Here is a 14,591-nt window from a genome sequence, read left to right on the forward strand (position 1 = left end):
GATGGTCGAGCTGACGAACAGTCTGGACAATCTGGAATTCATCATTGCGAAGGCGCGCGAATATGACGTGCAGGTGCCCGCAGTGGATGAAGACTCCGGCTCCAATCCCGGTGACGACAGAGACGTCGATATTCTCGATGCTTCGCTCGACAATCCGACCCGGAAAGAGCTTTTCGCCGCCATCCGCTCCCTGAATGAAGACCAACGCATCGAATTGCTTGCCTTGATGTGGGTTGGACGTGGCGATTTTTCGCCCGAGGAATGGGACGAGGCCTTGTCCACGGCAAGCGACCGTCATAACGGGCGCGAGGCAAAATACCTGATCGGAACGCCGCTTCTGGGTGATTATATCGAGGAAGGCCTCGTATCGCTCGGCATCGATGTCGAAGCTTACGATAATGAATAAGAAAAATTGATGATCCCATCCGTCCTTCTGTTTTGACGCTGCCATATCCGGGCATTAAGGTTGCCCGCAAATGCATGCCGGTTCGATTTGGATCGGCTTGCAGAACAACATATGGGAATTCAAAAAACGACGGAGGAAAGCGCCATGCTTCAGAAGAACCTGGTTCAGAAAACGGATTTTTACATCGACGGCGCCTGGCGGGCTCCAATCGAGGCCAAGAGCATCGAAGTCGTCAATCCGGCCAATGAAAAGCCCTATGCGGTGATCTCGGGCGGCTCGGCTGCCGATATCGATCTCGCGGTTGCGGCTGCCCGCAAGGCATTCCCGGCATGGGCCGAAACGCCTGCGAAGGAGCGTATCGCCTATATCCGCCGTATCGCTGAAATCTACGATTCCCGCATGGATGAAATGGCCAAGGCCATTTCGCACGAAATGGGTGCGCCGATTACGCTTGCGCGTGAATCGCAGGCTGCTGTCGGCGTGTCGCACATCAAGGCTTTTGTCGCTGCCTTCGAGAATTTCGAGTTCGAAGAAATTCTTTCTCCGAAATTTCCAAACCAGACCATCGTGCATGAGCCAATCGGCGTTTGCGGGCTGATCACCCCGTGGAACTGGCCGATGAACCAGATTGCACTGAAGGTCATCCCAGCGATTGCCGTCGGCTGCACGGTCGTGCTCAAGCCGTCTGAAATCGCACCGATGTCGGCAATGCTGTTCGCAGAATTCGTTGATGCAGCCGGTCTGCCAAAGGGTGTGTTCAACCTCGTCAATGGTGAAGGCCCGGTGGTCGGCGAAGCCCTGTCGCAGCACCCGGATGTGGACATGATGTCCTTCACCGGCTCGACGCGCGCAGGCACGGCGGTTTCCCGCGCTGCCGCAGCGACCGTCAAGCGCGTGTCGCTCGAACTCGGCGGCAAGTCGCCGAACATCGTCTTTGCCGATAGCGATCTGGAAAAGACCATCGAGCGCAGCCTTGCCCATTGCTTCGAGAACACCGGTCAGTCCTGCAATGCGCCAACGCGCATGCTGGTTGAGCGCTCGGTCTATGACAAGGCCGTCGAATTCGCGAAGAAGGTAACCGAAGGCACCAAGGTCGGCGATCCTGCAGAAGAAGGCGATCATATCGGGCCGCTTTCCTCGTCGATCCAGTTCGAGAAGGTCCAGAAGCTGATCCAGAAGGGCATCGACGAGGGCGCACGTCTCGTTGCTGGCGGCACGGGCCGTCCGGACGGCTTCACGGAAGGCGATTTCGTCAAGCCGACTGTCTTCGCCGACGTCAACAACGACATGACCATCGCACGCGAAGAAATCTTCGGACCGGTGCTGGCCATGATCCCGTTTGAAACGGAAGAAGAAGCCATCGCCATCGCCAATGACACGCCTTACGGTCTTGCCGCCTATATCCAGACCGGCAGCCCGGAACGCGCCAAGCGCGTTGCACGCAAGCTTCGCGCCGGCATGATCCAGATCAACGGCACGTCCCGCGCTCCGGGCAGCCCGTTCGGCGGATACAAGCAGTCGGGTAATGGTCGCGAAGGCGGCAAGTGGGGTCTTGAAGACTTCATGGAAGTGAAGCTCATCAGCGGCTGATCTTGACCGGCAAATGTGAAAAATGAAAAAGCGCCGTTAAACGGCGCTTTTTCTTTATAAAACTTGCTCTTCGAACCGGATAATCAAGCAACCGGCGTGGATGGCAACAAGGCTTGCAAGGCATCGTAGCATGCCAGCACCGTTTCCATTTGCGCGGTGTGGCCTTTGACGAACGCGCTGCCATAGATCGTCTCATCCGGATATTCGGTGATGAGCGTCAGTGGCACCGTGTGGCGATCATCGACGCCGACAAGGCACGGGAAACCATTGATGATGCGGAAGCCCGTTTCGCCTGCATGTTGCTCGAAAAGCCTGATCTGCGCGTTGTTATAGGCAACCAAGCCGTCAATGGCGGCCAGATGTTTTGTCACGCGGTCGATCAGTTCTTCTGCTTCCTTTTCCCAGGAGGCATGGTGGCGGATGATCAGGAAAAAGCCCTTCGGCAGCGTCCACATGGCGAAGGAACGCGGCACATAGCCGGAGAGTGGGCGCGTCCATTCATGCGACGGATAGCCGTGCAGATTGACGTGGAGTTTCGCGTCCGTCCGCTTTTCAGCCTCGACGCGAATGGCCTTTTCGTAAAGCCCTTCGCCGCTGCGATATTCCAGATCGTCACCGAGCGCCGTATAGCGCGCGGCGTGATGCATGTGATGCGGCTGAAGTGCGCAAAGCCGTTTGTGTATCTCGTATCCGTCCGGGTTTTCCTGCGGGGAGATCGTGAAATGCGCGCCCTCGCGCGTCGCAAGCCGGTTGGCCGCGCGCAACGCGCCAACAACACCTGTCGTCTCATTGGCATGCTGACCGGCGCTGATCATCATCGCGGCATCGCTGCCGTTGCGATAAGTCGCGCGTACCGTTCTGCCAGAACGGGTTTTCGCTTCAAATGGCTCACCGCCCAGTCTGGCGATTTCACGGCGGATTTGATCGGCGGAAAGCGGCGCTTCCGCTGTCTCCAGAACCTGTTCTGCCGTCAATGCATCATCGGTGGAAAGCGGTCGCGTTTCCACTTTGACGGATGGTTCGGCATCGCGAAAACGGACTTCCGGCACGATCTGGCCCGGTTGCAAGCCACGGTCGCCAACCGGGCGACCCGACTTTTTCTGGAAAACCTCGAGCAGCGAGAAATAGATATCCTCATGCATGGCTTCGGTGAGGCTCAGCGTCTCCTCATCGTAAGGCAGGCGGCGGTCGGTGATTGGCAAGCTGACCGCGATGTTCAGCTCATCGAAATAGGGTTCGCCGCGCTTCCAGTCATGGGTCGCGATGGTCGAGACCGTGTCATGAAAGAGCTTTTCATAGGATGTCTCATAGCGTGCACTTTCCGTCTTGCCGCCTTGCGTGACCGTCAGCCAGCCGGTTGGCGACACCAGCGTTTCGCCGATAAAATCCACATGCACGCGGTTCGGTGCAAAAACCCGATGGCTTTCGCTATGACCATCGGCAAAGGCCAGATCGACTTCATAATGAAAGTCGTCATTGCCCGAAGCTGCGAAAGTCACCTCCACCTTCGGCAGCAACGCGGACAAGGGATAGGTTTCGAGCAGGAAACGGTTCTGTACGCAGGCGTCATGGCGCGGATAGCGGATTGCAGCAGACTTCAGTGCCGAGCCATCCACTTCCTCCAGAAAGAAATGCAGAAGCGGCTTGTAAGCCGAATGCAGCCGTGCCTCGACGCCTGCTTCACGCAGCTTCGTTTCGGCGGCAAAGCGGCTCGGCTGATCATCGAACAGCCATGCGTCCACCGTCGCGCCGCGCATTTCCGGTTTCAGAAAGTGCTCGACAAGCGCATGAACGGTGCGCGGATAGGTTTTCTCAAAAAGCACGCTCATCGGGAAGTCCTGCCGGTTGGGTCGAGGCTGTCACGCAGCCAGTCGCCAAGAAGATTGAGGCCAAGCACGGTGAAGAGAATGGCGAGGCCCGGGAAAATACTCACCCACCATGCGGTCTGGAGATAGGTGCGCCCGTCGGCCAGCATGCCGCCCCAACTTGGAATGGTCGGATCAACACCGAGGCCGAGGAAGGTCAGGCTCGATTCCAGCAGAATATTGTTGGCCACATTGAGCGTCATCAGCACGATCACCGGACCGAGCAGGTTCGGCAGCAGATGCTGGAAGATGATCCGCCAATCCTTCACACCTATGGCGCGGGCGGACAGGATGAACTCGCGCTCGCGCAGCGACAGCACCGAGCCGCGCACCAGTCGCGCATATTGCACGCATTGCGAGACGATCAGCAGGATGATGGTGTTGAACAGTCCGCCGCCCAGAATGGCCATGACCGTGATGGCAAGCAGGATGAACGGCATGGCCAGCTGAACATCGACAAAGCGCATCAGCGCCATGTCCCAGAAGCCGCGATAATAACCTGCGACGAGCCCCATGATCGTGCCGATAACCACAGAGCCGATCACCGAAACGAAACCGACAAACAGCGAAATCTTGCCGCCTGTGATAACCCGCGCCAGCACGTCACGCCCCAGCGGATCGGTGCCGAAAACATGGGCCGGATTGACGAAAGGCGGCGTCAGGCGCGCCAGAAGATCAATCTTGTTGGCGCCGCCCGGAAACAGATAGCCGGAGAAAACCACCGCCAGACAGATGCAACCGGTCAGCACGACGCCGACGATGAATTCAAGACTCGCAAAACGCGAAAACAGAACGGATGAGGTTTTGGTTGCCATGGGTCCTACTCCGTGCGGATACGCGGATCGACAAGGCCATAGGCGATGTCCACGAGAAGATTGACGCCGATGATCAGCATGGAAAGGATCGCGATGGTGGCCTGCAGGACAGGATAATCGCGCCCGGCAACGGCGTCGAAGGCAAGCGTGCCCATGCCCGGCCAGTTGAACACGCGCTCCACCACGACGATACCGCCGAGAAGACCGCCAAACTGAAGGCCGAGATAGGTGATCAGCGGAATGGCGCAATTGCGCAGCGCATGCTTGTAGAGCACCTTGTTCTCGCTCAAACCCTTGGCGCGCGCCACCATGATATATTGCGATTGCAGCGTCTCCAGCATCGCCGTGCGCACAAGGCGGACATTGGTTGCTGTCAGGATGATGCCCATGGTGAGCGCAGGCATGATGAAGCTTGCAATGCCGCTCATGCCGCTTGGCGGCAGCCATTGCAGCGTGATGCCGAACAGCAGAACCAGCATCGTCGCCAGCCAGAAGTTCGGGAAGGACAGACCCACCAGCGAGCAGATGCGGATGAGCTGATCTGCCCATTTTCCACGCGACACCGCAGCCTTGATGCCAAGTGGGACGGAAATCACGATGGAAACGAACAGCGAGGCGAAAGCCAGCATCAACGTGGCAGGCAGAGCGCCAGCGACGAGCGTGGAAACCGGCGTGCCGCCAAGGAAACTTCGCCCCAAATCCATTGTGAACAGTCCCTTGAGGAACTGCCAGTATTGAACGAAGAACGGCTGGTTGAGACCGAGACCTTCGCGGATGCGTGCGAGGTCGGCTTCGGTGATGCTGCCAGCGCCTTGCGTCAGCATCAATGCCGGATCGCCTGTCAGGCGGACCGCGAAAGCGACAAGCAGCGTCATCGCGACAAGCACGAACAACGCCTGCAAAATTCGTTTGATCAGAAATCCGGCCACCAGTGCGCCTCCGAAATGCTGCGGCAAGCCGGTCATATCCGGCTTGCTGTATTGTCATTCTTGCTTACTCGACAGTGACGTCCGTCAAACGCAGACGGCTGTCAGGCACCGGCACGAAGTTCTTCACACGCTTGTTGACGCCGAAGATTGCCTTGAGATTGTAGAGCGGCATTTCCAGTGCGCGGTCGGCTGCGTAATGCGCGATTTCCTGCAGGAGCTTTTCGCGCTCGCCGCGATCAATAACCGAGCGCTGCGCTTCCAGCATCTTGTCGAGCTTTTCGTCCTTGTCGTACGGGTTCCACTTTTCGCCCGAATGGTACATGGAATAGGCGGTGTTATCGTAGTCGAAGGTCCAGCCGCCCCACGCCTGCTGGAACATCGCGCCGGTCTTCCCCTGCGGGATGACATCGTTCAGCAGAACATTGGTGTCGTAAGGCTTGATGGTTGCATTGACGCCGACCATCTGCAGGAAGCTTGCGATAGCCTGTGCCACTTCATTGAAGCTTGCATCCTGACCGCGCACGTCGATCTGCACATTTGCGCCGGGCTGAACGCCCGCTTCTTCGAGCAGCTTCTTCGCGCCTTCCGGATCGTAAGGCAGCGGCTTCATGTTCGGGTCGAAACCGAAGGACAGCGAACCCTGGAAACTTGCAATCGGCTCGGCCTGACCTGCCAGAATGGACTGGATGATCGCGTCGCGATCAACCGCCATTGTCAGCGCCTTGCGCACGCGTTCATCCTTGGTGATGCCGTCAGCCGTGTTGAAACGCAGGGCATAGACCGTCGGGCCTGCGGTTGTGACGAGTTCCAGCTTCGGATCGCTCTGAATGGTGGGGATCATGCCAATCGGAATGGTCGGCGGGATGACCAGATCGACGCGACCGGCCTGAAGTTCGGCAACAGCGGTCGAAGGCTCGGTGATGAAGCGATATTCGAGTTCGGAAAGCTTCGGCGCGCCGCCCCAATGATCGGCGAAAGCCTCAAGCTTGATGTTGACCTTCGGCTCATAGGAAACGAATTTGAACGGTCCGGTCCCGACCGGATGAGTGTTGAAATAATCGTCGCCCTTTTCCTGAATATATTTCGGCGGAACAATCATGCCGCCATAACCGGCCAGCTTGGTGATGAGGACCGGGTCCGGCGCCTTCAGATGGAAATCGACAGTCTTGTCGTCGATGACTTCCACCTTTTCGATGGCGATATAGTTGGAACGCTGCGGGCCTTTCGCGCCTTCCTCACCGAGCAGGCGATCAAAGGTGAACTTGACTGCTTCAGCATTGAACGGCTCGCCATCGTGGAACTTGACGTTCTCACGCAGATGGAAGCGGATGCGCTTGCCATCATCCAGCTCGTCCCAAGAGGTCGCAAGCGCCGGAACGATCTTGAGGTCTGGTCCGCGATAGACGAGACCATCGAAAATATTGGTAGCAACAGAAGCCCAGTTGACGAGGAAAGTGTCGATCGGATCCCAGCTGCCCGGGTCCTGCGGCGACGAAACGGTCAGCTTTCCGGCAGCGAAAGCCGGAGCAGATGCAAACACTGCCGCCGAGAGAGCGGAAGCCATAAGAACGGCTTTAAGTGTTTTCCTTATCATTGTTTTTTCCCCTTTGGGTTTCTGTTGAACTTTGTGCGTCAGGCTGTTTCGGCCACGAAATGCCCGGTTGCGACCTCGCGATGGCGATAGATCGGCGGCTTGTCATCGATCCGGCGCGTCGTGCTTGGAATTTCACCTTCCAGCGCAGGCCGGTTGGTGCGCGCCGACGGATCGGCAATCGGCACCGCCGAGAGAAGCCGTTTCGTGTAGTCATGCGACGGCGTTTCGAAAACCTGCTGCCGCGAGCCGAGTTCCATGATCTGGCCGAGATAAAGAACCGCAACGCGATGGCTCATCTTTTCGACCACCGCCATGTCGTGGCTAATGAAGAGATATGCCAGTCCCTGCTCTTTCTGCAAATCCATGAACAGGTTGATGACCTGCGCCTGAATGGAAACATCGAGCGCCGACAGGGCTTCATCGGCGATGATGAGCTTCGGCTTGGAAGCAAGCGCCCGCGCGATGCAGACACGCTGGCGCTGACCACCGGAAAACTCGTGCGGATAGCGCTTGGCGTGTTCCGGGCCGAGGCCAACCCGCTCCAGCAATTCCGCCACACGCGCATTGATTGCCTTGTCATTGTCGAGAAGGCCATGCGTGCGGATGGGTTCTGCAATGGAAAAGCCAACCGTCTTGCGCGGATCGAGCGATGCGAACGGGTCCTGAAAAATATACTGCACTTCGCGGCGCATGGCGTAGCGCTCGGCAGCGCTCATGGCCGAATAGGCCTTGCCGTTGAAGCGAATATCGCCGGAAAGCGGCGTCTGCAGTTGCTGGATGGTGCGCCCAATGGTCGATTTTCCCGAACCGGATTCGCCGACCAGCGCCAGCGTCTCGCCCGGATAAATATCGAAGGCGACTTTCGAAACCGCGTTGCAGACATGCGTGACCTTGCCGAACAGGTTCTTCTTGATCGGAAAGCGCACGTAAAGATCGTCCACGGAAAGCAACGGTTTGTCACTATAACGCGCCGTGTCCTGAATGCGCTCCTCACCCGTCAGAACAGGCACACCGTCGCGCATGGTCATGACCGGCATCCGCTTGGGAAAAGCTTCCCCCGTCATGCTGCCAAGCTTCGGCACTGCCGACAGCAGCGTCTTGGTATAGGCATGTTCCGGCTTCGAGAAAATCTGACCGACCGGGCCTTCCTCGACCTTCTTGCCCTTCCACATGACGACGACATCGTCAGCCATTTCCGCCACCACACCCATGTCGTGCGTGATGAAAATCACCGCCATTTCAAGCTCTTGCTGCAAATCTCTGATGATGTGCAGTATCTGGGCCTGAATGGTCACATCGAGCGCGGTCGTCGGCTCATCTGCGATCAGCAGTTTCGGACGACAGGCAAGCGCCATGGCGATCATGACGCGCTGGCGCATACCGCCGGAAAGTTGATGTGGATAGCGTTTCATCAGACCTGCCGCATCCGGCAATCGCACCATTTCGAGAAGCCGCGTCCCTTCGGCAAGCGCTGCCTGCTGGGTCATGCCCTCATGCAGCATCAGCACTTCGGATAGCTGGTTGCCGATGGTGAAAACCGGATTGAGCGACGTCATCGGCTCCTGGAAGATCATGGCGATCTCCTTGCCGCGAATGCCCCGCATTGTCTTCTGATCGGCCTTGAGCAGATCGCGTTCGCCGAACAGAATGCGCCCAGACGGGAATTTCGCACCGCTCATATCGGCAAGCCGCATGATGGAAAGCGACGTGATGGACTTGCCCGAACCGGATTCGCCCACCACAGCCAGCGTGCGACCGGGATGGACCGAGAAGCTCAGATCGTCAACGACACGACTCGCGCCAAATTCGACACTGAGGCCATCGACGGTCAGGAGAGGTTTTGAAACTGGTTCGCTCAACTCGGTTCCGCTCAAACTTTCAACCCTCTTAAAGTGTGATGGCAGACCGCGTGGCCTGATTGAATGCACCGGACATGAAGCGCAAAAGGGCAGCCACTTCGGAAAGCGTTTCTTCCGAAGGGCGCGCATTGGCAGTGGAATCGACCAGAAGGCGCTCGCGAATCTGCGCATAGCGCGCGCAGGCGTCCGCGCCCTTGGCGGTGATCTTCACCGTCTTTTCCTTTGCCGCCTTGCCGGTCGTCAGCAAGCCCGCATTTTCAAGCTTGCGGATGGCATAGGTGGCAATATGCGTGTCTTCAATGTCGAGAACGAGGCAGATATCGGCAAGCTTCTTCTCCCGATCACGGTGGCGGATCGAATGGAGAATCAGCACTTCGATTGGCGACAGTCCCGGCAATCCCGCCGCAGCCATGCAGCGAACCATCCAGCGCGAAAAGGCGTGCGATGCGAGAATGAGGCCGTATTCAACCTCGGACATGCCGGGCGAACCGCCTTCAGCCAGATGCGCGGATGAGACAATGGGGCCGATCGAGGCAACCGGGCGCAAATGCTTGGGCAGCGTGACTTCATCGAAACCAGCCTCCTGCATTTCGTCTCCGGTTTCAGGCTCTTCCTCAAAAGCCTTATCTTTACCCATTTTGAAGCTCCCGCTTTTATGTGAATTTTATGTCATCATCTTATCGACATTTTGTCAATAAAATGTGACTATCAATTTCAGAAGTGTTTTCAGAATACACAACTCAATGCATCTGGAATTTTGTGTGAGGGAGCCAGCGATGAGCGGAACGGGACGCGGAGTATGGGACTTCTGGATCGACCGCGGCGGTACGTTTACGGACGTCATCGGGCGGGATCCGCAGGGCCAGCTCCATGCACGCAAGGTTCTCTCCGAAAACCCGTCTGCTTATAAGGATGCCGCCGTTCACGGCATTCGCCTGCATCTTGGCCTGAAGACCGGCGAAGAAGTTCCCGCCGGAATCATCGGCGAAGTTCGCATGGGCACGACGGTCGCGACCAATGCGCTTCTGGAGCGTAAGGGCGAGCGGCTGGCCCTTGTCACCACCAAGGGCTTTCGCGATGCGCTGCGCATCGGCTATCAGGAACGCAAGAACATCTTTGCGACCGAAATCATCAAGCCGGAAGCGCTTTATGAAAAGGTCGTGGAGCTGCACGAACGCGTTCAGGCAGACGGCACAGTTGAAACGGCGCTCGATCCCTCCGAGGCCGAAGCAGCACTGGTTGCATTGAAGGAACAGGGCTACAAATCCGTCGCCATCGCCCTCATGCATGCTTACAAATTTCCCGCGCATGAGGCTGAAATTGCTCGCATCGCACGCGGCCTCGACTTCGAGCAGGTCTCCGTCAGTCACGAAGTTTCGCCGCTGATCAAGCTGGTGGGGCGCGGTGATACCACGGTCGTCGATGCCTATCTGTCGCCGGTTCTCCGCCGTTATGTTGCGCAGGTATCCAACGAGCTGGATGTCGAGCGCACCGGCGCGCGCGTCATGTTCATGATGTCGTCCGGCGGTCTCACGGCAGCCGACCTGTTTCAGGGCAAGGATGCGATCCTGTCCGGCCCGGCAGGCGGCGTTGTCGGTCTCGCCCGTACCGGCGAAACGGCTGGTTTCCCGAAAGTCATCGGCTTTGACATGGGCGGCACCTCCACGGACGTTGCGCATTTCGACGGCGAATATGAACGGGCCTTCGAAACGGAAGTTGCCGGGGTGCGCGTCCGCGCGCCCATGATGCTGATCCACACCGTTGCCGCAGGCGGCGGCTCGATCCTGCATTATGATGCCGGACGTTTCCGCGTCGGCCCGGATTCCGCAGGCGCCAATCCCGGTCCGGCCTGCTACCGCAACGGCGGACCGCTTGCCGTCACCGACGCCAACGTCATGCTGGGCAAGCTGTTACCGGAATTTTTCCCGGCGATCTTCGGTCCCGAACAGAACCAGCCGCTTGATGTGGAACGGGTGCGTGAACTCTTCACCGCACTCGCAGCCGAAATCGGCGATGGCCGTTCGCCAGAAGCCGTTGCCGACGGCTTCATCCGCATTGCGGTTGCCAATATGGTCGAGGCGATCAAGAAAATTTCGGTGCAGCGCGGCTATGATGTGACGCGCTATGCGCTCAACTGCTTTGGCGGCGCGGGTGGTCAGCACGCCTGTCTCGTCGCTGATGCACTTGGCATGAAGAATATTCTTCTTCATCCGATGTCCGGCCTGCTTTCCGCCTATGGCATGGGTCTGGCCGATATTCGCGCCACCCGTCAAAAGGCGCTCGGCGTCGCGCTCGATTCGAGCGCGCCCGTAGCCCTGAGGGAGCTGGGTGAAGAACTGGCGCAGGAATGCGTTGCCGAACTTCTGACCCAGGGCATCGAGGCCGCAGCCGTGCAGCGTCATCTGCGCGCCCACATCCGCTATGCGGGCACAGACACTGTGCTCTCCATTGAGGCCACCTTCCCCTCTGAGGACAATACCAACCGTCTTCGCGCCGAGTTCGAGGTGGCCCATAAGCGCCGTTTCGGCTTCATTGCTGAAAACAAGGCTCTCGTTATCGATGCCGTGGAAGTCGAAGCCGTTGGCGGTGGTGCAGGCGAAACCGAAAGCGCCCAATCGCTCGACAGCGATCTGGAAGCTGAAACCGCCAAGCGGACCCGCTTCTTCTCGCAAGGCGCGTTGCACGATGCGGGCGTGGTCCTACGCGAGCAGATGCAGCGCGGCCAGACCGTTACCGGCCCGGCGATCATCATTGAGAAAAACCAGACTATCGTCATCGAAGATGGCTGGCAGGCCCGCCTCACCGCCCATGACCACGTGGTGCTGACGCGCATCAAGGCGCTGCCCGTGCGCACGGCTATCGGCACCGAAGCCGATCCGGTCATGCTGGAGATTTTCAACAATCTCTTCATGTCCATTGCCGAGCAGATGGGCGTGACGCTTCAGAACACCGCCTATTCAGTGAACATCAAGGAACGTCTGGACTTTTCCTGCGCGGTTTTCGACGCAGCAGGCAATCTTGTCGCCAATGCGCCGCATATGCCGGTGCATCTCGGTTCCATGGACGCATCGGTTGCCACCGCTATCCGCGAAAACAGCGACATCAAGCCGGGCGACGTGTTTCTCATCAACGCGCCTTATAATGGCGGCACCCATCTGCCCGACCTCACGGTCTGCACGCCGGTTTTCGATGACGATAATCGCGAAATCCGCTTCTGGGTCGCAAGCCGTGGCCATCACGCCGATATTGGCGGCATTGCGCCGGGTTCCATGTCGCCGCTTGCGGTCAATATCGAGCAGGAAGGCGTCTATATCGACAATTTCAAACTGGTCGATCGCGGCACGTTCCGCGAGGAGGCGCTCGCCGCTCTCCTGACTGGCGCCACCTACCCCGTCCGCAACCTGACGCAGAACGTCAATGATCTGAAGGCGCAGATCGCCGCTAACGAAAAGGGCGTGGCCGAGCTGAAAAAGATGATCGGTCTTTTCGGCGAGGATGTCGTGAAAGCCTATATGGGCCATGTTCAGGACAACGCCGCCGAAAGCGTGCGCCGCGTGCTCGACAAGCTGCCGGACGGCCATTTCACCTATGAGATGGATCAGGGCTGCCAGATCGAGGTGCGCGTCACCATCGACAAGGAAAAGCGTGAAGCGACCGTCGATTTCACCGGCACATCGGAACAGCGTTCCGACAATTTCAATGCGCCGGAGCCCGTCACCCGCGCGGCTGTGCTCTATGTCTTCCGCGTGCTGGTCGAGGGCGACATTCCGATGAATGCGGGCTGCCTGCGACCAATCAGGATCGTTGTGCCGGAAGGCTCGATGCTCTCGCCGCAATATCCAGCGGCAGTCGTGGCAGGCAATGTTGAGGTCAGTCAGGCTGTCACCAACTGCCTGTTCGGCGCGACCAAGGCAATGGCCGCAGCACAAGGCACCATGAACAATCTGACCTTCGGCAATGACGAATATCAGTATTACGAAACCATCTGTTCCGGCGCGCCCGCCGGTCCCGGTTTCAACGGTGCCGATGCTGTGCACACCCATATGACCAATTCGCGCCTGACCGATCCGGAAATTCTGGAAACCCGCTTCCCCGTCTTGCTGGAAGACTTCCATATTCGCGAAAATTCCGGCGGCAAGGGCAAATGGCATGCGGGCGACGGCACAAAGCGCACGATCCGCGCATTGAAGACGCTCGAATTCGCCATTCTCTCGGGGCATCGCCGCGTGGCGCCTTTCGGTCTGGAAGGCGGAGAAGCTGGCCAGACGGGGCGCAACGAAGTGCGCCGCAAGGACGGTTCGGTCGATGTACTTGGCAATTGCGACCAGACTGTTCTGGAAGCAGGTGAAGCCTTCACCGTCATCACGCCGACCGGCGGCGGTTTTGGCAAGCCTGAGTAAATCGTTCCCGTAAGCGACCAAATTCCAACGATAAATGAAGCGCCGCCAGCTAAAATTCTGGCGGCGTTTTACGTTCCGACGTAGCAAAATCGCCCCACGGATAAGTGGCTAGCGAACGCTTTTTCCGCCCTTCCGATCCACACCGGAAAATGTTAGAATTATTCACCCAAATTCGTCCGATAATTAGGAACACATCCTAATAATTGTGCCTTAATGGTCGTTTTGGACGCATCTTTAGAATTAAATTTCTGCGATCAATAGAACATCAACCAGTTCACGGATACCGAAAATGAAATTCGCTCAGATCATCGCTACCGCAGGCATCATTCAGGCAGCTCTCTTCACCGGCGCAATGGCCGGAGAAAATCTCGACGCCATCAAGTCGGCGGGCGTACTGAAGATCGGCACCGAAGGCACCTATGCGCCTTTCACCTATCACGACAAGGACAACAAGCTCGTCGGCTTCGACGTGGAAATCGGTGAAGCCGTGGCTGCCAAGCTCGGCGTCAAGCCGGAATTCGTCGAAGGCAAGTGGGACGGTCTGATCGCCGGTCTCGACGTCAACCGTTATGATGCCGTTATCAATCAGGTTGGCATCACCGAAGAGCGCAAGAAGAAGTTCAACTTCTCCAACCCTTACATCGTTTCCAAGGTTGTTCTGATCGTCAACGACAAGAACGACACGATCAAGGATTTTGCCGATCTGAAAGGCAAGAAGTCGGCACAGTCGCTGACAAGCAACTACGGCAAAATCGCCAAGGAAGCCGGTGCGGAACTCGTGGCCACCGACGGTTTCGACCAGTCGATCCAGCTCGTTCTGACGGGCCGCGCCGATGCGACGCTCAATGACAGCCTGTCCTTCCTCGACTTCAAGAAGCATCAGCCGAAGGCTCCGGTCAAGATCGTGGCCGAGAAGGAAAACGCTGACGCTTCGGGCATTATCGTTCGCAAGGGCGACGACGATCTCGTTGCAGCCATCAACAAGGCGCTGGACGATATCAAGGCCGACGGCACCTACGACAAGATCGCACAGAAGTATTTCGGTCAGGACGTTTCCAAGTAAGCTCCTGATCGCCGGAAATAGAGAAGCCGGAACAGGATTCCGGCTTCTTTTTTGTGACGATAGACAATTA

General features: G+C 57.9%; 10 protein-coding genes. 4 read left to right on the top strand and 6 right to left on the bottom strand.

Annotation, left to right across the window (positions count from 1 at the left end; translation table 11 throughout):
* Position 1 precedes the first annotated feature (1 nt).
* Entirely contained in the window at positions 2-406 is a 405-nt protein-coding gene (locus QBD01_RS12645) for a DUF3775 domain-containing protein (protein ID WP_280993094.1), read from the top strand.
* A 144-nt stretch (positions 407-550) separates the two neighbouring features.
* A complete protein-coding gene (locus QBD01_RS12650; RefSeq protein WP_280993095.1) occupies positions 551-1,996 on the top strand; it encodes an aldehyde dehydrogenase family protein in 1,446 nt (481 codons plus the stop codon).
* 83 nt (positions 1,997-2,079) lie between these two features.
* Here the strand turns inward: QBD01_RS12650 and QBD01_RS12655 are convergent, their stop codons facing one another.
* The 6 genes from QBD01_RS12655 to QBD01_RS12680 all read right to left on the bottom strand — a co-directional run bounded on the left by QBD01_RS12655 (position 2,080) and on the right by QBD01_RS12680 (position 9,695).
* Positions 2,080-3,825: a peptidase M14 gene (locus QBD01_RS12655; protein WP_280993096.1), complete on the bottom strand. Its 1,746-nt coding sequence runs from the start codon at positions 3,823-3,825 to the stop codon at positions 2,080-2,082.
* Positions 3,822-4,676 (bottom strand): ABC transporter permease, encoded by an 855-nt coding sequence (locus QBD01_RS12660; RefSeq protein WP_280993097.1) that lies wholly within the window; start codon positions 4,674-4,676, stop codon positions 3,822-3,824. Before QBD01_RS12660 ends, QBD01_RS12655 begins: the two co-directional genes overlap by 4 nt.
* Positions 4,677-4,681: 5 nt before the next feature.
* On the bottom strand, positions 4,682-5,605 hold the full coding sequence (locus QBD01_RS12665) for an ABC transporter permease (RefSeq protein ID WP_113533509.1): 924 nt from the start codon (positions 5,603-5,605) through the stop codon (positions 4,682-4,684).
* 64 nt (positions 5,606-5,669) lie between these two features.
* Positions 5,670-7,199, bottom strand: a complete 1,530-nt coding sequence (locus QBD01_RS12670) for an ABC transporter substrate-binding protein (protein ID WP_280993098.1) — start codon at positions 7,197-7,199, stop codon at positions 5,670-5,672.
* Positions 7,200-7,237: 38 nt separating this feature from the next.
* Positions 7,238-9,073, bottom strand: coding sequence for an ABC transporter ATP-binding protein (locus QBD01_RS12675; RefSeq protein ID WP_280993099.1), 1,836 nt, complete (start codon positions 9,071-9,073; stop codon positions 7,238-7,240).
* Between the two features lie 13 nt (positions 9,074-9,086).
* Entirely contained in the window at positions 9,087-9,695 is a 609-nt protein-coding gene (locus QBD01_RS12680) for a winged helix DNA-binding protein (RefSeq protein ID WP_280993100.1), read from the bottom strand.
* Positions 9,696-9,834: 139 nt separating this feature from the next.
* Here QBD01_RS12680 and QBD01_RS12685 point away from each other — a divergent pair, with 139 nt between their 5' ends.
* Positions 9,835-13,458: a hydantoinase B/oxoprolinase family protein gene (locus QBD01_RS12685; protein ID WP_280993101.1), complete on the top strand. Its 3,624-nt coding sequence runs from the start codon at positions 9,835-9,837 to the stop codon at positions 13,456-13,458.
* A 289-nt stretch (positions 13,459-13,747) separates the two neighbouring features.
* Positions 13,748-14,521, top strand: coding sequence for an amino acid ABC transporter substrate-binding protein (locus tag QBD01_RS12690; RefSeq protein ID WP_078336827.1), 774 nt, complete (start codon positions 13,748-13,750; stop codon positions 14,519-14,521).
* Positions 14,522-14,591: the final 70 nt, after the last annotated feature.

This window comes from Ochrobactrum sp. 19YEA23, assembly GCF_029909865.1.
GTDB lineage: Bacteria > Pseudomonadota > Alphaproteobacteria > Rhizobiales > Rhizobiaceae > Brucella > Brucella gambitense.

What these genes read in the sequence shown, in the direction of transcription:
- QBD01_RS12680 (WP_280993100.1), bottom strand. Translation starts at nt 9,695, where the DNA reads ATGGGTAAAGATAAGGCTTTTGAGGAAGAGCCTGAAACCGGAGACGAA.
- QBD01_RS12660 (WP_280993097.1), bottom strand. Translation starts at nt 4,676, where the DNA reads ATGGCAACCAAAACCTCATCCGTTCTGTTTTCGCGTTTTGCGAGTCTT.
- QBD01_RS12650 (WP_280993095.1), top strand. Translation starts at nt 551, where the DNA reads ATGCTTCAGAAGAACCTGGTTCAGAAAACGGATTTTTACATCGACGGC.
- QBD01_RS12655 (WP_280993096.1), bottom strand. Translation starts at nt 3,825, where the DNA reads ATGAGCGTGCTTTTTGAGAAAACCTATCCGCGCACCGTTCATGCGCTT.
- QBD01_RS12690 (WP_078336827.1), top strand. Translation starts at nt 13,748, where the DNA reads ATGAAATTCGCTCAGATCATCGCTACCGCAGGCATCATTCAGGCAGCT.
- QBD01_RS12670 (WP_280993098.1), bottom strand. Translation starts at nt 7,199, where the DNA reads ATGATAAGGAAAACACTTAAAGCCGTTCTTATGGCTTCCGCTCTCTCG.
- QBD01_RS12685 (WP_280993101.1), top strand. Translation starts at nt 9,835, where the DNA reads ATGAGCGGAACGGGACGCGGAGTATGGGACTTCTGGATCGACCGCGGC.
- QBD01_RS12645 (WP_280993094.1), top strand. Translation starts at nt 2, where the DNA reads ATGGTCGAGCTGACGAACAGTCTGGACAATCTGGAATTCATCATTGCG.